The sequence below is a fragment of the Ruegeria sp. G12 genome, from assembly GCF_056533565.1.
The window spans coordinates 127533-151395 of the sequence record NZ_JBQFOO010000008.1 but is presented as its reverse complement, the minus strand read 5'-3'; the positions used below and the strand labels follow the sequence as shown (position 1 = coordinate 151395).

Below are 23863 nucleotides of genomic sequence, written 5' to 3'. Positions count from 1 at the left end.
CAGACGACTTCTTCAACACAATCGGCTCAACGGAGACATCTGACTAAAACTACCGGATGACTGCTTACCCGAATGCATCGGTTTCGAACAGCGACGCCGTTACGGGACCGGTCTTGAACAGCATATATCGCTGCCCCGCAAGAATGCCGCGATCCAGCCGTTCGACCCCGTCATAGCTTTGCCGCCCGGTGCATTCCCGCATCGCGCACAGGTCGATGTGATCCTGCAAGTTGCGGCCAACACCCGACAGGTCATTCACCACGTCCACATCAACGGACCGCAGGTCATCTGCACGGCCGATCCCCGAGAGCATCAGCAACCGCGGCGACCCTATGGCCCCGGACGCGATCAGAACCTCTTTCCGGGCCTTGATGACTGACCTCTGCCCCTGTCGCAGAACTTCTACCCCGACCGCAGGCCCTTTGGTTACGACAACGCGTGGGGCCTGTGTGTGGGTCATGACCGTCAGGCTCGGGCGTTGTTCCGCAGTCTTCAGATAGGCCGAGGCCGTGGAAGATCGGCGCACGCTTTTCTGCGTCAGCTGATAGTACCCTACCCCGGCTTGCTGTGCGCCATTGAAGTCCGGGTTGTAAGGCAATCCGTATTCCTGCCCTGCCCTGATGAATGCATCACAAATCGGAAAAGCCCCCCGCAGCATGGACACCCCCAACGGCCCCCCGGTCCCTTGATTCAGTTCGCCGAAACGTTCATTGCCTTCGGCGCGTTTGAAATAGGGAAGAACCTCACAATAGCTCCAGCCGTTACATCCCCAATCCTGGGCCCAGGCGTCATAGTCGTGGCGGTGGCCACGGGTATAGACCTGCGCATTGATCGAGCGGCCGCCGCCAATCACCTTGGCCTGGGTAAACCAGATCTCGCGTCCCTGCATGTGTTTCTGAGGCACCGTGGACCAGCCCAGCTTGCAATGCCCTTGGTCATCTTGGCAAAGCCTGCGGGCAACTGAAACAACAGACTTCTGTCCCGGCAACCCGCTTCGAGCAACAGCACGGAAACATCTGGATCTTCCATCAACCGATTGGCCAGGACACAGCCTGCCGATCCTGCACCTGTTATGACGCAGTCAAATTCTTGACCAATATCAAATGCTTGCGCGGGGAGCCTTTTGTATCCGAACAGTTAAAAACGTCGGTTTCATATCGGCACCCGCAAGTCAACGCCACCTGGCGGTCACCCCCCGTCACCACGTTTCATATCGGAGAGGCCACCGGGTACGACGTACGCTCAACACCCCAAGTCGCAACTATCCTGCCATGGCTGGCGATACACCCTTTGAATTGAATGTCAATGCCAAAAGGGTATCCAGCGCCCTTTGGAAAGCTCAACCAGGACGCAAAAACGGCACTTAACAACCCATGAACGACTTCACGATCATAGCCGTAGATCGAAAGCACTTGTCGGGTTATTGTTACGTTAAGATATTTTGTTGAGGAGATTCGTTTTGACAGATGAAAAGCCCTCCAAGCATGAGCCGAAACCGACCGAACCCGACATGCCGAGCCCCGGCAAAGGCGGCGGGCATGGCGCTGCGGCGGTGCCGGCAAAAAAAGAGCCCGCCTACGAAAGCGACAAATCAAAACTGGATCTCCAACTGACGGAGAGGCTCACAAAGATCGAAATCTCTGAACGCACGAAGAGAAACAAGATCAACGATGACATCAAAAAGCTTCGTGCGTCATACAGTGCAAAACTGGCACCGTTGGAAAGTGCCCTGGAACTGTTGATCAGCGCCAACCCGGCCTCCGATACTGAGCCTGGAGACGCCAAACAGGTGCAAGACAAGGCCGCAAAAGCAACTGGGGAAGCCACTGACAAAGTCGACAAAGCGCAAGAAGCCGTGGCAAATGCTCAGGATGACCTGAAGGCCGCAAAAGCAGAGCTTGAGACCGTCAGGAAAGACTGGGACACTGCCGTCAAGTTGCATGCAAAAACGAACCTTACTGACGATGTTTCCGATCTCAAAGAAGATCTCGAAGCCCTTCTGGAAGTGGAAGGCGGAAAGCTCGATGTTGTCGAAAAGGCAGCGGCGCATGACCGCGAGGAAGCTCAGAAAGAATATGATGAAGGCATTCAAAAGCTGAACATCAATCACGGACACTAGAACGCGTATTGGATTGAATGATGGCCTATAAAACTCCTGGCGTTTACATTGTGGAAAAAAACGCCTTCCCGAATTCAGTAGTCGCTGCCTCAACCGGCATCCCCCTTTTCATCGGTCACACGGCCCGGGCTGAAACTGCGGCGGGTGACACGCTTGAAGAGATTCCGACGCGCATCACGTCGATGACCGAGTTCGAGGCGTTGTTTGGGGGCGCACCCGGCCTTCAAGTCGAATTTGACAATAACACCTACAAGATAAACGGGTCGCGCTACTATCTGTATCGCGCCGTTCAGCTTTTCTTTGCCAATGAAGGCAGTGTCTGCTGGATCGTGTCCGTAGGGAACTACGACACTGCGGTCACTACGGACACTCTGGACAAGCCGTTCGAACAAAATAGCGAAGCCGAGAAAGCGGGCGAACCCGATCTCATCGTCATACCTGACGCGGTCGCCTTGGAGAGTGAAGAGGACAGCGCATCAATCTATGGCAGAGCCCTGCTTGCCAATGATCGCATTCCGGACAAACGCTTTGTCCTAATGGACCTGCGTGATGGGGCAAGTTCCTTCGCCCCGGAGATTGCCGACACTTTCAGGACCGCAGTTTCGACCGGAGATCTGGCCTTTGGCGCAGCTTATTATCCCTGGATCCATACCAACCTGATTTCGGTGCCCAGCCTTGCCTATTGTACGTCCACGACCATCGACCACCTCAAAGCCTTGATCCAAGCGGACACACCGGAAATGTCCGAGGAAATCGCCACGGCAATCGACGAGGCCCTCGAGTCTGGTGATGCTGTCTCACTGGCACGCGCACATAGCATGGCCGCAGCGCAAAGCCCGAGATATGTCATTGCAATGCAAAAGATCCTTGAGGTGTTGAACCTCCAACCAACCGGAGGAGCCATAGCAGGCGTCTATGCCAACACCGACAAAACCGCTGGCGTTTTCAAAGCGCCAGCAAATCTTGGGATGGCGGCCGTGGTCGCGCCAGCGGCCCAGATTTCAAATCAGCAGCAGGAAGGTCTGAATGCGCCCGCAAGTGGCAAGGCCATCAATGCCATACGGACATTCCCCGGAGGTGGGACATTGATCTGGGGCGCGCGCACGCTCGACGCAAACTCGCTGGACTGGCGCTATGTCCCGGTGCGGCGCATGGTATCTTTTTTGGAAAAATCCATTCGGGCCGCCTGTCAGGCCTATGTGTTCGAACCGAACACGGCCCAGACGTGGGTGTCCGTGAAGGCCATGATTGAGAACTTTCTCTACACCCAATGGAAAGACCGCGGATTGGCGGGCGCAGTACCGGAAGACGCCTATTCAGTTCACGTTGGCCTTGGGTCAACCATGACCGCTCAGGACATTCTCGACGGCCAGATGAACGTATCGATTTTGATTGCTGTTGCAAGACCTGCAGAATTCATTGAGCTGACATTCACACAAAAGATGCAGGCGTCCTGAACAGACGCGCCATAGGAGGAAGACGCCATGGCTGGCGAAGAACAAAATGCAATCTGGCCACTGCCGAAATTCTATTTCCAGGTGGATATCTCCAATATTGGGGATGGCATGGCTTTCAGCGAAGTCTCGGGTTTGGATGTCGAGACGTCCGTGATCGAATACCGTGCTGGCAATTCCAAGGTCTTTTCGACCGTCAAGATGCCCGGAATAATCAAGACAGCGCCGGTTACGTTGAAGAAAGGCGTCTTTGCCAATGACAACAAGCTTTTCGACTGGTTCAAGCAAATCAAGTTGAACACGATCAAGCGCGAAACCGTCACGATCAAACTCCTGGATGAAACGGGTACGCCCACAATGGTCTGGAAGCTCAACAACGCCATGCCCACAAAGATCGTCGGAACGGATCTGAAATCCGACGCCAACGAAGTAGCGGTCGAGAGCATCGAGCTTGTCTATGAGGGGCTTGAAATCGAAAACGGTTGACGTCAATGGATCAGGATCCTCCCCTAACGGCGTTTTCTTTCCATGTTCGGTTTCACGGCATTGGTTCGGAATTTGACGGCGGATTTCAGACCGTATCCGGACTGACCAGTGAACGCGAGGTTGTCGAAGTTCCGGAAGGTGGGGTCAATACGCATGTACACAGACTCCCGGCCCGGATCCGCACACAGAATGTCGTGCTGAAACGAGGCATCTTTTCTGATGCCTCGCCTTTGCGGAATTGGGTGACACGCATCATGCAATCGGAATTGTCGAGACCCATTGATCCAAAGGACCTGACGATCTCGCTGTTGGATGAAAATGGTGATCCCGCGATGTCCTGGGTTCTGAACAATGCTTACCCGGTGAAGTTCGACGTTGATGCGCTGGACGCCATGAAAAGCGCGCTGGCGGTTGAAACACTGGAATTTGCCTACGCGGAACTCCGACGGGTATCTTCGCCGATTTCCACCGGAGTTTGGGCTTAGGAGACGCCGAGTATGAAAATCGAGATCGGGACAATCGAGATTGTAGTGGAACAGCCTGACGCAGATACGGGTGTTCAGGGTGCAAATCCGACGCCCGTCCTCACCGATGACCTGCGGCGCGAGATCCGTCAGATTTGCGCAGAGATTGTCCGGGATACACTGCAGCGACGGAGCGAGAAATAAATGTCGCTCAGCAAACTCGTCATCAAGGCATATTCACCAAAGGATCGGCGCAAATTTCTGGGTGACTGGACCGCTCAGATCAATCCGGACGGCTACCGGCAGGCTTACCGCACGCTTGTCTCCGAGGACCGCGGGATTGATACGGCCGGATCGGTGATCCGCTACCGCACCCAGAAACCACAGGAATTGTCGTTTCGCTTTACGGTCGATGGCACCGGCATCGTGCCTGGCGTCACGGATGTGGACGAACATGTCGTGGCGTTGCGCGAACTGGCAGTCGACTACAACGGTGAGCATCACAGCCCCAATCTGCTGGACGTGATCTGGGGCAAGCTCGTGTTTCGCAGCATGCTGGTATCGATGGAGGTCGATTACACACTGTTTGCCCCCGATGGCACACCGCTGAGAGCCGAGATTTCAGCCTCTTTCCGTGAACATCGTACACCGGAAGAAATTGCCCGGAAAGCCTCCAAACGGTCGGCAGACCTGACACATGAACGCATCATGACAGATGGGATTTCTCTGTCCATGCATTCGCATGACATCTATCGCGACGTGTCCTTCTACATTGATGTCGCGCGGGCGAACGACCACGACGACCTGATGCCAATCAGACCCGGTACATCCGTCGTTTTTCCCAAGATGGAGGAGTGACCCATGCCCAAGTCTCTCCGAGTCGAAAGCCAAGAGATCCTGACCATCGCGGTCGAGATCGACGGCAAGACGATGTCCGAACAGGCCACGGTCAAGCAAATCACGGTCGATCATGCGCTCAATCGTGTACCGCGTGCCACGGTCAGCTTTGCTGACGGCTCCCCAAGTGAAGAGGACTTTGCCTTGAGCCGAAGCGCGGATGTCCTGCCTGGCGCCAAGGTCAAGATACGGGCCGGGTATCATGCCAGCAACGAAGTGCTCTTTTTCGGCATCGTCCTGAAACACGCGATCCAATTACGCGAGAACGGCGAAACCCAACTGGTTCTGTCCTGCGCAGATCCCGCCATCGCGCTGACATGTGTCCGCAGGACCCGGCATTTCGCAAACCAAAAGGACAGCGATGCCCTCTCGCAGATCATTCGCGACGCAGGTCTAAAGGCGGACATATCCGCGACCTCGGAAACAGTTGAACAGATCGTTCAGCACAACGCGACGGATTGGGACTTTCTACTGATGCGCGCCGCCGCAAATGGGCATGTTGTTTCGGTCTATGACGGCCGCGTGACGGTTGCACCGCCGCAACTCGACACGCCGGAATACGAGGCCCGCTTTGGCGAGTCGTTGCTGTCCTTCGACGCCACGTTGGATGCAGGAAGCCAGATCGCAGGCGCAGAGGCAAAGGCATGGGATTTCGCCAGACAAGAAGCCGTATCCGCCAGTGCACCTGAACCTGGCGTGAACCGGCAGGGTGATGTGACCGGAAAGTCCCTTGCCCGTTCGGTCAATGGCGGTGAAGCGGATTTTCGCAGCTTTGGCGCGCTGTCCGCAAAGGGGTTGCAAACCTGGTCCGTCGCGCAGCTGCTCAACAGCCGTCTGGCCCGCCTTTACGGCCGTGCGAAGCTGGCGGGCAGTGCAAAACTGCGCCCCGGACAGACCCTTGAATTGGGCGGCATGAGCCCTCGTTTCAACGGAGCGGCCTACATGAGTGCCGTCCACCATCACCTCATGGCCGGAGAATGGGACACCGAAGTGCAATTCGGTCTGGATCCCCACCTGCACCAGCGCCACGATGTTGCTAACGCCGACAGCCCGGCCGCTGCCGGGCTACGTCCCGGTGTTTTTGGACCGCAATATGCCAAGGTACGTCAAACCCATGATGATCCTCTGGGCCAGGGCCGGATCGAGGTGACCCTGCCCTTGTCGGGCAATGCTGCGCTTTGGGTGCGGGTTGTTACGCCATATGCGGGAAACGAAACGGGCATCGACTTTTTGCCCGAGGTCGGGGACGAGGTCGTGATCGATTTCCTGGATGGCGACCCGCAGAACGCAGTTTGTCTGGGCGGCTTGCACAGCAGCAAACGGCCTGCCCCACAGGTCCCGGACAAGACAAACACGTTCAAGACCATACGCACCCGTTCCGGGATTACTTTGCAATTCGACGACGAAAAGGTCGTTGCAGATCTCAGCACGCCGGCGGGGCACAAGGTCACGCTGGATGACGACGCCAAGACCTTGGTCGTGCAGGACAGCCACGGCAACGCGGTCAAACTCAGCAAAGACGGAATTTCGCTCAAGAGCATTGCCGCGGTCCAGATCGAGGCGGCCACGGATATCGACTTCACTGCCGGCGGCACACTGAACGGCGAAGCGAAAACGGATATTTCATTGCGGGCGCTGAACATTTCTCAGGATGCCAGTGCCGCGTTCAGTGCCAAGGGGGCGACGTCGAAGCTTGATGCAAGTGGGCCCATGACGATCAGTGGCCTCCCGGTAAAAATTAATTAGAGAGGAAAGCCCGATGCCGCCCGCTGCCCGCCTGTCAGACCTTCATACCTGCCCGATGGCGCCCCCCAACGGCGTGGCGCATGTTGGTGGGCCGGTGTTCGGCCCGGGAGTTCCCACGGTGTTGATCGCTGGCATGCCTGCGGCGGTCTTGGGGGATAAGGCAATATGCGTCGGACCACCGGATACGATCGTAAAAGGGTCGGCCACTGTCTTGATCGGGGGCAAGCCTGCCGCCCGTATGGGCGACAGCACCGCCCATGGCGGTGTGATCGCGGCTGGCGCCCCAACCGTTTTGATAGGGGGCTAGCGCATGCACGGACCCGCTCGCAAATTTCTGGGGCGCGGCTGGGCGTTTCCGCCCCGTTTCAATCTCGCATCCTCGACCGTTGAAATGCGCACGGACGTGGATGACATCCAGGAAGCTCTTGGTCTTTTGCTGCGCACCATTCAGGGCGAACGGATCATGCGGCCAGATTTCGGCCTGCCGGTGCAGGTATTTGCCGTTGTTTCGCAAAATTCGCTTGGTGAACTTGCCACCCAAATCAAGGATACCATCACACGGTTTGAACCAAGAGTAAAAGTGCTCAGGGTTGAAGTCCTGTCCGAACGCATCGAAACCGGAGAAATCCTTGTCGATATCGTCTATGACGTGCCTGCGGTGAATGCACGGGCCAATCTGGTCGTCCCGTTCTATCGCGAAGAAGGCACAGCCTTTGGACCGATGGATCCGCCGACAGGCCGAAAGGCAGGCGGATGACAGACAGGTTGTTGCATACTTGGCAAGGCGGGCGCGGACAACCGATGCTGGCGCCCGAGACCGTGCCGATCGATGCGCGCAATGAAGCCGAACTTCTTCATTACCTCGCTGACATAGCGGCAGCTCTCAAGTTCGACGATGGGACTGAAAGCACGGCAAACTGGCGTGACTTTCTTGATGGTGATCCGCTGTTTCTGATGGCCGAAATCGCCGGTCACGTTCGGGATCGGACCTATTTCGATCATAGAGGGAACCCCGATGAATTGGGACCTTTACAAACTGGACTTCTAAGGAGTTTCGAGGAGTGGAAAGTTCGGTGCCAAAGACAGTCAAACCACACGCTTCAAGCCGAGATCTCGATTGCGGCAAGGAACGCCCTTCGCATCACACGGCCCGCGACATTGCCACGACAGGATCGTACGCCACTCAAAGGCATGGCGCCGGTTAGCGTACCATCGATGCAGGAAATCAGCGCGGCGGACCGTGCCATCCGCGCGCTGGGAGAAGAAGTTGCAGAGGAATTGCGCCACGCAATGGCGAGCCGCTCTGACCACGCCCCGCATATCGGCCTGCTGCTTGCATTTCTCCGGATGCGAGAAACCGTGCGCGCACATGTCAACGCACTGCCAGAGGCGCATCTGTCGTTTTTTTACAACCGGGTGCTGGGTCTCAGCCCCAGATCCGCTACAATGGACCAAACCGTTTTGGCCCTGTCACTGGTGGCTGACACGGCGCCGTTCGTTCTTCCCGCCGGTACGCAATTTGAAGCGGGCCAGGTCGAAGGCGACGGACCGGTGCGCTATGCAACGGACAGCGATGTGCATCTTGACCACGCGCAGGTCACGCGGGCGATCTCGGTAACCCTCGACCTAGATGACACGCAGAATTGCCGGGATCTGCGCTTTCAGGACCAGTCGCTGCCCTTAACACAGCCCATGCTGCCATTCGGAGGGCGCGATATGGGCCACCCGATGGCCTGCGGGCTGGTTATCAGCTCGCCCCTGCTTGTCTTGCCCGGAGGCCACCGCCGCATCATCGTGACGTTGGACCTCAGCGCTACCTCTGATGACCTGCTAGCCGCCTTTGCGACCGCCGGGTCCGAGGGCATCCCGGCCCAAAGCCTGGGGTTGCAGATCTCTCTGAGCGGGGCCGACGGGGCGCAAGTAACGCCTGCCTCACGCGTGCGGTTGAAGCAAGAAAACCAGGTCGAGATCAGTTGCACCTTAGCGCCGACGGCGGCGGCAGTCGTTTCGGCCCCCGATCCCCTGGGCCGGGCCGATGGCGGACGCATGGACATTCGTCTTGCACGCACCGCCATGGGGCATGGCCTTTCGATATTCGGGGTGCTCAAGATCGCGTCACTCTCGCTCTCGGTGACGGTGGACGATCTGCCGCTTGACAGCCTGGGAACACCGGACGGCCTCGTCAATGCCGCCGAACCGTTTGCCCCTTTTGGGATGCAACCGCTGAACGGGGCCGCTGTTGAAATAGCGTTGCCGGGCGGAATTGCGCTGCCTGTGACAGTCGCCAAATTGACGCTGACATGGACACAACTACCATCAGGAAAGGGTGGCCTGGAAGACCATTATGCGGGCTACGGGCTGGGGATCAGGAATGACAGCTTTCTGGTTCGGGCCGGGGCCGTCCACGGGGGGTGGTTGCAGGAAGCCGGACCTGACACCCAGCTTTTTCGCCCCGAACGCGGCCCGATCTCGGCCCAAAGTCATTTTGAACTGCCAATTGGCAAACTGACCGAGGCCCAGACGTGGCGGCTGCGCCTTGTTGCGCCGGAAACCGGATTTGGGCGAGAGGTTCATCCCGCGCTTCTGGCCGCATCGACGGCCAAGGCAGCTCTGCCAAAGCCACTGGTCGCGGCGATCGCCAGCAGAGCGCGGGCAACCCTTGGCAAGGTGATCCCGTCCGCCGCGCCACAAGACGCGCCGATCCCCAAGCCACCCTACACCCCGATGGCAAGCGAGGCGACGCTGAGCTATACGGCCAGTGCGCGGATTGACCGGCGGGACGATGCACGCTGGGGCAGCTACTTTGCCGCCACGCCGCTGGGCGACATCCCGGCCTGGTCTCGGGGATCGCTGGCGTTAGCGGAACTTCCCGGCGCCGCTTCCCCAACCTCTGCCGGTGTGTTTGTCCTGGGGGTCGCAAACCTGTCCAACAGGCGCCGGCTTGATCTGAACGTTGACATCGAAAGCCGGACGGTGCGGGTCAGGCGTCCCTCGAACGGCGCGCCTCCTCCACATCTAGACTGGAGTTATCTGACGGCGCGCGGCTGGGCAAAGCTGCCGAACAGGAACATCTTGCACGACGGTACCCATGGGTTCACGACCGCCGGCATTCTTAGCCTGCAAGTGCCTTTCGACGCCGTCGAAGATGCCCCTGACATGCCTACCGGGCAGGTCTGGCTGGCCGCGCAGCCGACCAAACAGACGCCGGTCAAAACCATTGGCGCGCTGCGCAGCATTATGGCCAACGCGGTCTCGGTCACGCGGATCACCGAAGCCCCCTGGGCCAATGTGCCCAAGGGGCGGATCACCCGACTGACGGACGCAGATCAGACCCATCTGATCCAGAGTGCCGTCCAGCCGTCCAAAGGGCATGGGGGTCGTCGTGCAGAGACTAAGTCATCGTTTGACATTCGCGTCAGTGAACGGCTTCGCCACAAATCCCGAGCCCTTCAGGCCCGCGATTACGAACAGATAACACTGGCCGAATTTGATCACATCGGGGACGCGCGTTTGATCCGCGTGGCTCCGGGCGAGCTGACCCTTGCGGTGGCCGGGCGGCGCGGCAGCCCCGGCACATTGCCAAGGGTCGCGCCCGAGCAACTGAGTGAGATAGCGGACCATCTTAGGCAACGCATGCCGGGTAACGTCAGCCTGTCCGTGCGCAGCATTCGCTATGAAACAGTGCGGGCGCGGCTGTGGTTCGGCTTTGACGAACGCGTCGGTACGTCGGTTCTCGATCTTGCGACACGGGCCATCGACGATTGGATCGCCCCATGGCTTTGGGATCCGACCGCCCCTTGCCCCATTGGCGCAGGATCCCTGGACCCCTCTGATCTTGGGTCGCGGATCGAGGGACTTGCCGGCATCACCTATACAACGGGGATTGCGCTTTCGCGGGTCAGTGCATCCGGCGGGCCCGAGGAAGATGCCGAGTCACACACCTATCACGCACTCTCATCGTCCGCTGAGTTCAGTGTAGGGACAGTCCGGCCGAGTGCGCCGTTTTCGGTGCTGGTGCCTGCCAAAGCGCACCTCGTGACCCCTCTGTTCCCGCCATTCGGCGTGAGCGAGATGGAAATCGGCAGCTCTCTCGTTGTTCACCACCCGAATACCGAAAAAGACGACAACATTGATATCAAGACGACCCCGTTTGGTGTTGGCGCCCTGCGCATTGGCCAGGACTTGATCCCGCGCCCGAACCGAGGCCCAGGCGATGAATAAATTTGAAGGAGGCTTTCATGTCTTATAAAGACAAATCCAACGAAGCCGCGTTTGACAGGGATGCCAAGCGCGATGAGCTCGCCGGTCATTTCCGCCAAGGGGCCATGCCCAGCGAGCGGGATTTCAGAGACCTGATTGATGCCATGGCCCTGGAACGTGACCTGCACGATTTCAGGAACGATGTGGAAACACCGCTCAAGGTGGCAAGGCACATCGCTGAGCTCAGCAAGGACGAAACCTTCCTGAAGCTGAAGCACCCGCTGGGTCTGCGCGCCCGGCTGGGCAACTATCATCATGACACGAGCCAGAGCGAGAAATCGCTGAACGGCATCGACGTCACGGGGAGCCCGGATCTGGAATGGACCTTGATCCCGGCCAGCGAAGCCCCCTTCGCTGCCGAAGTCGTCGCGAGCCTCGATGACCCGGACCGCAGGCCGGCCGGATTCTGGGAAGACGACTGTTCGGCCATGTTACAAGCAACCGTCGTGTGCCGCAGCCCGACGTCGACTCACATTCGGATGACAAAAACGCCACGCTTGCTTGGCCCACTGTTCCAACGCTCTGTCCACGCGGCGTCCTGGGGATTTTTGGTCAGCCTTGTTTTTGTGTTGTTGTCCCTTGCAGTGATTACCGACCTGTCCCCACCTGGCTTGAAAATATTGATCGCAGAGATACTGAATTGGACAGAAAAGTTGCCGCATGGGGCGACAGAGTTATGGAAATTGAATGACGACGAAATAGGGACACTCAAAACAGAACTCGGAAAACTCGATAACAAAGAATTTTGGATCTTTACGCCGATCACCCTGATTTCAGCCGTATGTCTCTCTATTGCTTCATATCGGGTGTACGCACGGCGCACCCTTTTGACCCTGACATGGTCCGCGGCAAAGGGGCTTGTGCTCAAACCAAAGCTTGGCCGGGTCCAATCTGCGAACAAAAACGACCCCAGACCCAAGCTGCGATACAGTGTGACGTTCCTCACGCAGCCCAAGACAGTTTCTCACTCTTCAAGCCTGCCCGAGGACGCGACACAGGCCGTGGCAGAGGCTGCAGGCCTGCATGTGGCAGAACAGGACTCCCCATCGGTGCAGCACGAGAAACCCGAGACCCTGTCGACGGACGCGCCGGTAGCCGAGGAGCCGCCCGGGGAAGATAAATGACCGCAGAGCTTCCCAAGCTGAACCGCAACCGCGTCCTGCCCCCTGCGCTGGATTTCAAGGCTCTGCTTGAGCTGGGCATTCTGCGTGCGCAGGAAGCGTCGGGAACAGAGTGGACTGACTACAATCTGCATGATCCGGGTGTGACAATTCTTGAACAAGCCTGTTTTGCGCTGGTGGACATCGCCTATCGGGCCTCGCACCCGATCGAGGACCTGATCGAAACGGTTTTTGCTGCGGACGCAGACCATCAGGCCGCCCTGCCCGGCCCGGACCGCGACGCGCGCATGGCGGTTGATTTTCCTCTGCCATATCGCGCCCTGAGTTCTCCTCCGGTAACACATGCCGATTTTCAGGCCGCTATCCTTGATGCCTTTCCAGATGTCCGCACGGTCTGGATCACCTCGCAGTTGGAGCGCTGCGCTTTTGATGGCACAGATTTCACCGGCACCTCTGTCCGGCTTCTGCCCTATAGCAACACCGCCCTGCCCGACTACGATCATTTGAAGCTGCGGAATGAGGTCGAAGACTATCTTGGACATCACCGTCTTTTGGGCCAGACGTTCAGCGATGTGTCGCTCATCGAGGTGACACCGTACGAATTTGACGCAACACTCGTGGTCGAACCCGGGCGGGAGCCAGACGACCTGATTGCAGCCGTGCTGCACGCGGTCGACCTTGCTCTTTGTCCGCCGCTCTTGTTTCAGGCCCACACGTCTGCCGATACGCTCACACCAGATGTGCGTTTCAACGGTCCTCTCTTGAACGCGGGTCTCCCCGGGGCATGGGATACGCCTGACCCCCAAGCCACCCGGAATGCTGCGTGGCTTCAACGGGTCGTGCGAGATGTTGACGGCGTGGTCGCTGTCCAAGACGTTCGGGTGCCCAGGGCATCCCCCGATAAAGGCGCGGTCTTTGGCATAGACCGTTCTGATACCGCTCGCTTTGATGCGATCAGGATTGTCGATCCTGTGTGCGGATCCATCGGAGCCATGCGCCTGGATGCTGAGGCCGAAACGCTGCGCAAGAGCCATATCACCCTGAGTCTCGCGCATCGGTTGGGCGTGATCCGAGACGAGTCATCACGCCTGCGCCGCCAGACGCGGCAGGCACTTGCGACCCAGCTCCCCAAAGCCAAACCCCGTGCGCGGATGGATCACTATCATTCGATCCAATATGGTTTTCCGGCTGTATACGGGCTGGGCGGGCCCGGCCCGACCAGCAGCGGTAACGCAAGGCCCCGCCCTACCCCGGACGGTCTTGGCCCAAAGACTCCGGACACTCCGACCTCGGATGAAGTGCGCAATCTCCGCGCATTTCTGACCCTTTTGGAACAACCCCTCGCCGACATGCTCCAGCAGTTGCGCCTGGCCCCAGATCTGCTGAGCGCGGGGGCCGAGCCGGGCAAACTGCTCGGCGCGACCTATCGCGCCGCGGATTTGGGTGACGAAACCACTGGCGGCAGCCCTGGGTTTTCTGAACTACTAACCTGTGACACAGACTACAACAATGCGCTCAGCAATGCTGTGTCACGCGCAGACGCCCAGGGCGGGCGCTACGAAAAATTCCTGGACCATCTGCTCGCACGATATGACGAGCGATTTGACAACGCTGTTCTCAAGAAATTCGACGTCCCAACCAACCATGCGCGTCAAATGGCCAACCGCGCCCGCATCGAGGCCAAGCAGCGTTTCCTGCACGAAATCGTTGGCGACGCAGCGACTGCGGAGGATGGCATACATATCGGCATCGGCTTGGCCAGCCACCGCGGAAGCGCCGCCGAAAATCAAGACCTGCCGTGCAAGAGCTCGGCCTTTGCACGTCGTGTAGAACTCAAGACACTGCTCCCCACTCCGCTTGCCGTGTTGGAGCACCAGATGCTGCATGGGATAGATGTTCCCGACAACCGCAAATCGTCCCTGTTCTGGTTCGACACTTTGAACTCGTCATCAAAATGGCAGACCAGCATCGCGTTCAAAGTGCAGGTTCCCGGGCCTGGGAACGCGGGCACCCCCTCGGACACGGCGACGTTGTCGCAGGAAAAGCTGCATGTTTTTCTGCATCTGGCAAAGCCTTTGAACGATCGGCCGATAGATGGCGTTGACCTGCACGGCCTAATTGCCGATGTGCTTGCGGGCTCGATTCTGCGGGAATTGACGGATCCCGAGACCGGCACAAAGTGGTACGCGTGGTGCCAAAAGGCAAAGACCACAGCACAGCTGATCCTGCTCAGCCCGGTTCGGGCCCCCTACGATTCCACCTACAACGCGTTCGCGCACCTGTCGAAAAGCATCAATCATCCTCTCTGCCGACAATCTCTTTGTCCTGTCGTGTTTCCGTCGCGTTTCAGCGCATCGCGGTTGACCGTCGTCGCTGAGACCAAGAGCTTTGCCAATGTCGAGGCGAGCACTGCCTATAATGGCTTTGTCCGCGACACGGTCATGGCCGAGGCCCCAGCAGCTCTCGAAGTGACCTTCACCACGGCAGATGCGTGGCCCAGAGACACAAGAAATGACCTGGTCCTGGGCTCGGTGCGGGAAATGCGCGCCGCGCTCATGGAGTGGTCTACAGGCAACAGCGCCGAAAGAAACCTTGCCGGTCTCAGGCTCATGCGCACCTCGGCTGAAACCGCATATCGCCAACATCTGGCGACATTGGACAATCTGGTGAATGAATGACCGAAGCCAAGCGAATAGGGGTCGGAAAGGCTCGCCTGCGTCTCAGGACTGCGAAGGCATATGTGCCTCTTGAAAATGACAGGATCACGCGCGCGCTCGAGGACTCGTTGGCGCGCGTTGTCGGGCAACATGATCCCGGCGCGGATGTTGAGATCGGAACGCTTCGGCTCGACCTGGGCAGGCTTGATCTGAACGACGAGTTGAGCCTGCGGTATAGGCTGACAACCGGCTTGGAAAAGGCGCTAAGCCCTATTCTGAAGCGGGGTGATCCGAACGGATGGGCCACAGCTTCTCTTGATCAAACACAGGCGGGCGCCACATCTGGTGGTTCGCACACCGATCACATTTTGAGTTCTCCACCGCCTGATTTCGTGCGGGACACCGGCCCCGCCCCGCCCCGGTCACACGCAGACCATGATGCGTACCTGTCTTTGGTCTTTGGGCTAAAGCAAAACACCCAGCCGTGGCGCTCGGTTGAAAGCCTGGTCACAGACCTTTTGACCCGGAAGGACAGCGGCGCTGCCCTGTCGCGTTTGATGCGATATGCTCCCGCCAGAACACGGCTCGGTACAGCCTTGTCGCGCCTGGGTGACGCATATTCCGACCCGGGCTTGACTCTTGTCAATCTTGGCACCTCGGAACGGTCCGACCTGCACACGTGCATGAGTGGCAATTCCCACCCCGACACACAACCGACTGTTCAACAGCAGGACAGGGTCTCGCAACCACGCCAACGTAATGAGCTTGGCCAATATGCGCTGGATCATCCCATGCCAGGGGCAGTCCAAAAACCGTCTGACCCCGCGCGCGGTATTGGGGCGGCAGAACAGTCTGACGGGACAAGTCACCAAAGCAACCGCACAAAGCCTAAGGATAGGTCACTCCCATCTGCGGGGTCATCGCCGGTTATGCAGCACAAGCCGGAGCCCAACGCTGCGACCCGCCCCCCTCGACGCGAACCGCCGAGCGGTGCACCCAATGCAGTCCCTGATACAAGCCCATCGTGGCCTCAGCCTCCGTACGCGGATCATGGAGGCAAGCCACTGGTGGACAGTTCCCCTGGGCCGTCGGAGCCAAAGACACCACTTGGCCCGAGCGCTCGACCTGACAAAGCCGCCCAAGCATCTGTCACATACAGCGCGATCAAAGACCCCGCCGACCATACGGTGCAACGGGCGCTGCTGGCGATTCTGTTGGAGCTTGTCAAAACTGACACGACCGCAGGTTCTAAGGAAGAGCCCCAGAAAAGACTGCAACTTGCCGATATTGCCCGCTCTGTGGTGGATTGGGCGGCTCGCCGCGGCGACACATCACGGCAGGAAACGACATTCAAACATGAACGGCTTGACCGTATCCTTGACGCCTTGCACCAGAAAGCAGACGCACGATGGCTGTCGCCAGACACCCTGGCGCGCCACTTTGCGCGGCCGCCACTGATCAGCGTCCTTCAGGAACTTCTTGACCCCGCCCGGCGCACCGGGGATGCAGACCAGCAAAGCAATCGGACCAAGAAGTCAGACATAACAACAGGAACGCAGATCGCGATAATGGGGGCCGGACTTGTTCTTGTCGCTCCGTTCCTGCCGCAATTTCTTCAGAAGATCGGCGCTGATCCGCGTGGTTCGGTTGATCACGCACAACGCGCTGTATGGGCGCTGCACCGGTTGAGCGGAGCGGACGCCCGAGACGAAACGGATTTGGTTCTGGCCCGGATCCTGTCGGGGCTTCCGCTTGATGTGCCGCTAATCGATGAAACGGAACCTGATGAAATCGAAATCGACACGGGCCAGTCCCTTCTTTCCTCTATCCGGGCGCAATGGCCAGGTTTGCAGGGATCGTCGAACGCGACTTTGCAAACCAGCTTTCTGGCCCGCGACGGCCTATTGGAACGCGAAAGCCAGGGCTGGCGGCTTTCCGTGACCCCGGCCGGATACGACGTATTGCTTGACCGGTTGAGCTGGTCCTACAGCCTGGTGAAGCTGCATTGGATGAACGACCCTGTATTCGTCACATGGAGGGCGTAGGAATGTCGGCTACGACCGTTTTTGACGCCTTGCGCGCCGAGCTGGACTGGACCGGGGAAATCACGGCCCAATCTGTCACGGCGTATTTGTCGGGTGCCGAGATGCCGGAACTTGTGACGCCGACATCGGACGGTCTTGGCCCATGGGTGGCCACAGCCATTGATCTGGAGGGCTGGGAGCGCCTTGCCCTGGGGCTTACCCTGGCGGCGAGCTTTGCGCCAGAAACACTCGTTGCGCTCTATAGCAGACATCCTGCCACCAATCAGCGGTTTACCCAGTTCGGCGGCACGGGTCCGGACGAAGCTTTCTGCCCAACGGTGCGGACCTTGGCCTTCCTGTTGCGGGGAGATGATCCTGCGGGCACCGCAGAAACCTATGTCCGCATTCTTGACAGCCGGTTGCACAAGGCGGGTATGATCACGCTGGACGGTGGGCATAGCGCTCACCTTGTGCATGGACAACGACTGTTGCCCGGGCCCGCTACTCGCACGCTGCTGGGCAGCACTGCACGGGACGCAGCCATACCCGGTGCCGCCTTGTTCAAAACGGACCTCGGCCCCGACGACCTCGTCCTGCCCAAGGCCACACAGGAGGAACTGGAGGTCTTGTTGCACTGGTTGGAGTTTGGTCCGCAGATGGCCCGCGACTGGGGTTTGCAGGCCCGCGCGGCACCGGGGTTCGTTGCGGCGTTTACCGGGCCGCCCGGCACCGGCAAGACATTGGCCGCCGCGCTGATCGGCAAAAGGGCGGGCCGTGATGTCCTGCGGGTCGATCTTTCGCAGATCACTTCAAAATGGATTGGAGAGACCGAAAAGAACCTCTCGGAGGTTTTCGACGAGGCGGCCTTTACCGACGCGATCCTTTTCTTTGATGAGGCCGACGCTCTGTTCGGCAAGCGAACCGAAACGGCATCCGCAAACGATCGCTATGCCAATCAGGAAGTGTCCTATCTTTTGCAGCGGATCGAAGCTGCGCCCGGGTTGATCATTTTGGCCACCAATCTGAGAGACAACATCGACACGGCCTTTCTGCGACGGTTTCAGTCGGTGATCTATTTCGGCCGGCCCGGTCCCGCTGAACGGTCCGAGATCTGGCGGCGGGTCCTCGCCCGAGTTCCGGGAGCGGATCGCGTCAACATCACCGAACTTGCCGAGACCTATGATGTGACGGGCGCGGTGATCACCAATGCGGTGGTGACAGCGGCGCTCTTGGCCCGGGCCAGGCAACAGGATGTGGTAAGCGAAGGCTGTCTTCGGACAGCCCTGCGGCGTGAACAACGCAAACTCGGACTGAAAGGATAGACACATGGTACATGGTGCTCTGCAACGTCTGATGGGTGTCTTGAACACTGGTTTGGGCGTAATCGCTGGCGAGGAGCCGCTTGCCACACTCAACGCACCGCAGGAAAACGACACCGGCGGCGGGCTCGCGACACTGCGTCTTTCGCTGATCAAGGTGGACCGGGATGTGTCCTTGCAGGTGGCGAAACCTGTCATTCCCAAGGAAACTGTTGAACTGCAACCTGCTCCGCTGCGTTTGAACATGGATGTGCTGATGGCGACGGCCGGCGGATCATACGAGGATCGGCTGCTGCTTTTGGAGAATGCGATGCGGGTCCTGCACACCGCCAAATCGGTCAAGATCGGTCAATCGGGCAATCCTGAACGCCCGCTTGGCATCATCCAGATCGAATTGCAGAATCTCGACCTGCACGCCCTGTCCCATATCTGGTCGGCCAATCAGGCCCGCGTGTCCCCACATGCTGTTTATAGGCTTCGGGGTGTGCAGATCGTGGATGCCGATAGCTTTACCAACGAACACGTAATTCAAAATGTGAACACGGACATGAATGCCCCCAAGGATAAATTTGTTGCCACCGTGGTGCGTCAACGAAAGCAGGTTGAAGATTGGTAAAAGTCGGCATTGCAAACTAGCGAGCCGGTAAAACCAGACGATTGGAAAAAGGAGTTGCCGCTGTGAAGCTCAAGAGCAAGGCCGCTAGACCGGTCAAGCGCCCGGATCCAACCAGCCGAGACCGGCGCGCCAACCCCGCGCGAAAACGCGCCGCGACGCTGGGGCAGAAACCTGCCCTGACGCATGAGTCGAAGCTGCCGACACAAAGCGACTTCACCCCGGATGAACGGGCCTTTCTCAACCGGCTCAACGTGGATCTGAAGGACCTTCCCGAAGCGGCTTATGCCCCTTTGGCCGAGCTGCTAAAGAGTGTCACCGAACAATCCGCACAGTTGCCAGCGCACCCTACCGGCATGCGGCAAGCAGCCACCATGCTGACCGCGCAGTCCCAGGACGCAAGCCTCACGCTGACAAAGAGCATTGATTTGGCCGCAGGGCACCTGACGGTGGAATTGCACTTTCGTCACAAAGAGGCGCAGTATGCGTGGCACACAACCTTGGACACAATGCGCGTTCGGCCCTTGGGGCAAATGGCCGAGCAACATCCTCCTCAGTCCCAAAGCGACACATTACAGTCGGCCAAATCAGAGTTCGGACAAGAGGTTGAAGAGAGCGTACAAGCCTTTATGCGCGGAGCCTTGTTGGGGGATTTTAACGAAGACAGCTCAATCAGCGCCATCGCAGGTCAAACGCTGATCGGATTCATTCCGATCGTCGGCCAAATCGCCGATGCCCGCGATCTGGCCGCAGCCGTCAAACGCGCCAAAGACGGCGAACCCGGCGCACTTATGGATGTGGCCATTGCCACCATCGGCTTTGTCCCGGGGATGGATTGGCTCAAGGGCAGCCGCAAAGCCGCCATGCGATCCATCACCGAAGCCAAAGCACCTCTGGCAAAAGCCGTCCCTAACAAGAGCACCATCGAAAGCCGCAAACTTGCCCGTCGTAAGAAACCCGTGCTTACCGAAGAACAACAGAATATCTGGAATGAGCAGCAAAAAGCCAAAACACGCGCACGGTCGCGACGGGGACGCAGTTCGGAAACGAATACTCTGAACAACCTCGATCTGCCTGAGAACAGGAAGAAGTTCAAAACCGCATCAGGCAACACGGTCCCGGACGCGGTAGATTACAGGTCCAATGCGATGAGCGGACATTATTTCGACGGGCACACGAAGGAGATCTTTGAAATCAAGGACAAGGATTACCTGACACTCAGCCAACAAAACGGACAGTTACGCAAACAGATCGAGGCTGTGCGCAGCGGGCAAGCTGACGGTTTGACCCTGATCATCAGCAATCGGACCGTGCTTGCCAAAAGTCTCTTGCGTGAACTGCGCGACATCGGCGCTCTGATCATTTCCAGCGATCACTTTCTGCGCAACCCGGTTCGTATGGATTGAGCCGGGTGTCACCGCCTGGTCCATTCAGCGATGACGCACAAAGCGTACAGACATGTGCGGGTCCTGAGCCCGAAAGGCAACCAACCGAGCCGAACTCAGGCGATGACCGGTACCAGGTCGCGGGTGTCGGCCGCCAGATGATCAAGGATTTCTGCCTGCAAGTGATTGAACCTTTCGCCAGGCAGCTGATTGCGGGCAAGGTCCAGAAACGGATCTTCAACGCCCGAGCTGTGTCCACTGAGGGCTTCCATGATTGCCAACCCGCAGATAGGCACATGGGTTTCGCAATAGCCGCCTTCATGAACCAGAACCAGCCGCCCCTTACACAGGCGATCTGCGGCGGTCATCAACATTCTGGTCATCCATCGATAGCTGTCGCTGTGCAACAACATCCGGGGGAGACGAAGGGAGGTTTATAATACCGCCAATAGGCTTTGTTGCACAAATCACGCTGGGGATTCACTCTATGAATCTAGCTTGATAGCCGGGAGGCATGAGCAGTTGGGCCCTTACGAAGTACAAGACCAGGAACTGGCCTTCGTACAACACAGCGCTGAAGCAACACGGATCGCTGTCGATTTGGTTTGATCCGGAGATGGTCTGGGCGCCGCCGCCAACGGGCAAGCGTGGGCGGCAGCAACAATTCAGCGAAGCCGCGATCCAGAACTGCCTGACCCTGAAGGTGCTGTTTGGCATGCCGCTCCGGCAGACTACAGGGTTCGTCGAGAGCTTGCTACGGCTGGTTGGGCTGGATTTGACCGTTCCGAATTTCAGCACCTTGTGCCGCCGCCAGAAGACACTGAAGGTGAACCTGCCCTATCGCAGCAGCACCGGCCCGCTGAACCTCTTGATTGACAGCACGGGTATCAAGGCAGAGGGCGAAGGCGAGTGGAACGCCCGCAAACACAGCGGCACTAAACGCCGGATATGGCGAAAGATACACATCGGGATCGACGAGGAAACGCTGGAAGTGCGGGCGATCGAGGTCACCACCAGCAATGTTGGCGACGCGCCCATGTTGCCAGAATTGCTTGACCAAATTTGGCGGGGGGGGCACGTCAAGGTGAATAGACTAAAGCGGACATTCAGCGCGGCTTAGTGAAATGCCTAGAAGCGGACGACGCGGTCCTAGGGCATCCCTCGCTCAGTGTTCCGCATCAGCAGTTTTTATGGATGACGTCTGAGCCAATCTTCTGCAATGTCTAGACGATTGGCATGATGCTCCGCCAACATCTGATAGAATACCAAGAGCATCGCTATAGTCTGTCTCGGCCTCATCGAATGATAGTATTGGTAGGTATTTGCATTCGACACATATCGATTGTCTGTACGAGATTCCCCCGAAAGCGTGCTTTCGCAATACCATCGAACATCGTCAGGCTGCCGATTGCCTAAGTCCTCCATAAGCATCGCATCGTAGTGCCACGGGTTAGTCTCGTGGTCTATTTTCCAGACTTGAAGGTATCCGGACTCGACATAGAGATGCATGATCGCCTCGTCATGCTCGGAATGCTTGAGCACAAGTTCGTCGACGTCACTAAGATTCTGGATAGACCTATCAATCTTTCGAGCACCATTCAGGATGTGGTTCGTAGACTGCCGCATTAAGTCTAGGCCAGTAGGATGCGTCTGCCAAGTTTGAAACTCCTCGTCGGTGACCTCCACAGTAGCAATATCTACTTCGACAAGCTTCGCGCTCTTCAGGAGGTCTTTTGGGGTGCAGAAGTCGGTGTTCTTAACAAGGTCGATGCCGTTGGTAGCGTAAGCTTGCGCGACGAGGCGGCTACAGAACTGTTTGGGCGTGCCTTTTTTCCCAGCCCCTGCCAAGCCCTGCCAGCTTCCATTGTCGCGTATTCGCTCCCTATGCGTTCTCGGACGTAGTTGCATATTTTAGTTGAGGTGGTGGGGCTAAGCCCGTCCGTGAAACGGAGGGCAAATACGGAATTGTCCTGTTCAAAGAAAAGTCGTTGCGTATTGGCGGAATGGAATCCATCTCCTGTCGCATCGATGACCGAACAGTCATCGACATATAACATGGCGTGTGAAATCGGACTGATGGTGGTGGCACGAATGATCTTGCTGATCTTCGCGTCGCTGGTGGTCAGGATCACATCACCACGTTTCAGTACTTTCTCGTTTAATCGCTTTTTCATTTACCTGTAGTGTTAAAATAAGAGCCCTATCTGGCTGTTTCATTTGGCCAAGTAGGACTAGGAGTGGCCATAATACGCCCTCCTGTACGAAACCTATTCATTGATCCTAGCAATGGACCAGATAGCTTCCGTCCAGGCGGGAGAAAACTCACGGGATTTACATAGACTTTGCTCTTATGAATCATGAGGCCACGCAATGGAAGCCAGCCCGATTCTCCCAAATTCCCGATAAAACCACGGCGCAGAGCGTTCGTAACAATATCTACTAACTCCAGACCCGGCTCTGGGTCACTCGAAATTCTGAAACTCTCACGATACATCACTTGTAGATCGATGCCCGCACCGTACTTACAATCAACTGGAGGTGCTACTTCTCGGAGATCATCAGGAATCTCATCAATGATAAAGCGGCGAAAATGGCGAAAGTCACCGCCCGGAAGCATGGCTTCAGGTTTTTGAAGTGACATCGCTTGAAGCCAAACGATGAGCGTTTTTGACCACCAATCTTCCCAATTTGTAACTTCCGCCGGTTTTTTCGCATCCACAACCCAGTGAAATTTTCCTAGCTCCTTTTGGTTGCGTTGGCAGTGATAAACGATCATATCTTGCATGACTTCATGGAGCAGGTCGATTGCAACTGCTCCTTGGACATACAATTGACCTGAAAACCCCTCCATTCTTTCTTGCAAGTCAGCAATGCTGTCTCTCAGCTCTTGCGTGTGTCCGTTGGTGAGGTTCGCGGCAAGGCTGGCGATCTGGCACGCACGATGCTTTGCAATATCTTCGGCTGTATGCTCTGCCATGTCGATCATTGAAGCACAGAGTATGGCTCCGTTTTTCCGCAGTATTTCGATCACTGCTGCAACTTGCGCTTCCTTGAGAAGGCTCCCTTTGACCACCCCCTTGCGCTTCGGAAGGTTTGCTCGGATTCGCTCATACTTGCGGAATAATTTTGGTAAGCGGTGTGTCGCGATGACTAGAGCACCCAACGTCGAAACGGCTGGTTTGCTGGCTCCATACCCGGTAAATATCCCAGACTCGTCTATGTAAATGTGCAAGGTAGCAACCCTTGATGTAACTTCATTAGAGAATTAGACCGAAAGGGCTTGTGGTTATCGCCAAACCTATTTGGAACGGAAACCAG

General features: G+C 57.6%; 20 protein-coding genes and 1 pseudogene. 17 read left to right on the top strand and 4 right to left on the bottom strand.

Annotation, left to right across the window (positions count from 1 at the left end; all coding sequences use genetic code 11):
• Positions 1–64 precede the first annotated feature (64 nt).
• Positions 65–889: a GMC family oxidoreductase gene (locus tag ACR0JN_RS17915; RefSeq protein WP_480887651.1), complete on the bottom strand. Its 825-nt coding sequence runs from the start codon at positions 887–889 to the stop codon at positions 65–67.
• Between the two features lie 570 nt (positions 890–1459).
• On the opposite strand from ACR0JN_RS17915, the gene ACR0JN_RS17910 reads away from it, so the two are divergent.
• From ACR0JN_RS17910 to ACR0JN_RS17835, 16 genes are all read left to right on the top strand, one after another.
• The gene (locus ACR0JN_RS17910; protein ID WP_480887649.1) at positions 1460–2119 is read left to right on the top strand and encodes a hypothetical protein; all 660 of its coding nucleotides are present in this window, start codon (positions 1460–1462) and stop codon (positions 2117–2119) included.
• Positions 2120–2136: 17 nt separating this feature from the next.
• Positions 2137–3576 carry a phage tail sheath family protein gene (locus ACR0JN_RS17905; RefSeq protein ID WP_480887647.1) on the top strand — a complete coding sequence of 480 codons (1440 nt, stop codon included), beginning with the start codon at positions 2137–2139 and terminating at the stop codon, positions 3574–3576.
• A 27-nt stretch (positions 3577–3603) separates the two neighbouring features.
• Entirely contained in the window at positions 3604–4059 is a 456-nt protein-coding gene (locus ACR0JN_RS17900; RefSeq protein WP_480887645.1) for a phage tail protein, read from the top strand.
• Positions 4060–4064: 5 nt separating this feature from the next.
• Positions 4065–4544, top strand: coding sequence for a phage tail protein (locus tag ACR0JN_RS17895; protein WP_480887644.1), 480 nt, complete (start codon positions 4065–4067; stop codon positions 4542–4544).
• 12 nt (positions 4545–4556) lie between these two features.
• On the top strand, positions 4557–4727 hold the full coding sequence (locus tag ACR0JN_RS17890) for a hypothetical protein (RefSeq protein WP_480887642.1): 171 nt from the start codon (positions 4557–4559) through the stop codon (positions 4725–4727).
• Complete coding sequence (locus ACR0JN_RS17885; protein WP_480887640.1) at positions 4728–5381, top strand: CIS tube protein; 654 nt, start codon at positions 4728–4730, stop codon at positions 5379–5381.
• A gap of 3 nt (positions 5382–5384) precedes the next feature.
• Entirely contained in the window at positions 5385–7166 is a 1782-nt protein-coding gene (gene vgrG / locus ACR0JN_RS17880) for a type VI secretion system tip protein VgrG (RefSeq protein ID WP_480887638.1), read from the top strand.
• A 13-nt stretch (positions 7167–7179) separates the two neighbouring features.
• A complete protein-coding gene (locus ACR0JN_RS17875) occupies positions 7180–7473 on the top strand; it encodes a PAAR domain-containing protein (protein ID WP_480887636.1) in 294 nt (97 codons plus the stop codon).
• 3 nt (positions 7474–7476) lie between these two features.
• Complete coding sequence (locus tag ACR0JN_RS17870; protein ID WP_480887635.1) at positions 7477–7923, top strand: GPW/gp25 family protein; 447 nt, start codon at positions 7477–7479, stop codon at positions 7921–7923.
• A gap of 458 nt (positions 7924–8381) precedes the next feature.
• Entirely contained in the window at positions 8382–11387 is a 3006-nt protein-coding gene (locus ACR0JN_RS17865) for a hypothetical protein (protein WP_480887634.1), read from the top strand.
• A gap of 17 nt (positions 11388–11404) precedes the next feature.
• The gene (locus tag ACR0JN_RS17860) at positions 11405–12550 is read left to right on the top strand and encodes a hypothetical protein (protein ID WP_480887633.1); all 1146 of its coding nucleotides are present in this window, start codon (positions 11405–11407) and stop codon (positions 12548–12550) included.
• Complete coding sequence (locus ACR0JN_RS17855; protein ID WP_480887631.1) at positions 12547–15225, top strand: hypothetical protein; 2679 nt, start codon at positions 12547–12549, stop codon at positions 15223–15225. The genes ACR0JN_RS17860 and ACR0JN_RS17855 overlap by 4 nt, the downstream gene beginning before the upstream one ends.
• Positions 15222–17249, top strand: a complete 2028-nt coding sequence (locus ACR0JN_RS17850; protein ID WP_480887629.1) for a contractile injection system tape measure protein — start codon at positions 15222–15224, stop codon at positions 17247–17249. Before ACR0JN_RS17855 ends, ACR0JN_RS17850 begins: the two co-directional genes overlap by 4 nt.
• Before the next feature lie 2 nt (positions 17250–17251).
• Positions 17252–18550, top strand: a complete 1299-nt coding sequence (locus ACR0JN_RS17845; RefSeq protein ID WP_480887628.1) for an ATP-binding protein — start codon at positions 17252–17254, stop codon at positions 18548–18550.
• Positions 18551–18554: 4 nt separating this feature from the next.
• Entirely contained in the window at positions 18555–19163 is a 609-nt protein-coding gene (locus ACR0JN_RS17840) for a Pvc16 family protein (protein ID WP_480887626.1), read from the top strand.
• Positions 19164–19414: 251 nt separating this feature from the next.
• Positions 19415–20566 carry a hypothetical protein gene (locus ACR0JN_RS17835; RefSeq protein ID WP_480887625.1) on the top strand — a complete coding sequence of 384 codons (1152 nt, stop codon included), beginning with the start codon at positions 19415–19417 and terminating at the stop codon, positions 20564–20566.
• 95 nt (positions 20567–20661) lie between these two features.
• Here ACR0JN_RS17835 and ACR0JN_RS17830 read toward each other — a convergent pair whose 3' ends face one another.
• Positions 20662–20919 (bottom strand): hypothetical protein, encoded by a 258-nt coding sequence (locus ACR0JN_RS17830; RefSeq protein ID WP_480887623.1) that lies wholly within the window; start codon positions 20917–20919, stop codon positions 20662–20664.
• A 140-nt stretch (positions 20920–21059) separates the two neighbouring features.
• Between ACR0JN_RS17830 and ACR0JN_RS17825 the strand changes: the two are divergent.
• Positions 21060–21608, top strand: a pseudogene (locus ACR0JN_RS17825) (IS5 family transposase); the annotation flags it as partial.
• 658 nt (positions 21609–22266) lie between these two features.
• Here ACR0JN_RS17825 and ACR0JN_RS17820 read toward each other — a convergent pair.
• The gene (locus ACR0JN_RS17820) at positions 22267–22719 is read right to left on the bottom strand and encodes a YiiX/YebB-like N1pC/P60 family cysteine hydrolase (protein WP_480887621.1); all 453 of its coding nucleotides are present in this window, start codon (positions 22717–22719) and stop codon (positions 22267–22269) included.
• A 26-nt stretch (positions 22720–22745) separates the two neighbouring features.
• Positions 22746–23777, bottom strand: a complete 1032-nt coding sequence (locus ACR0JN_RS17815; protein ID WP_480887619.1) for a hypothetical protein — start codon at positions 23775–23777, stop codon at positions 22746–22748.
• Between the last annotated feature and the right edge of the window lie 86 nt (positions 23778–23863).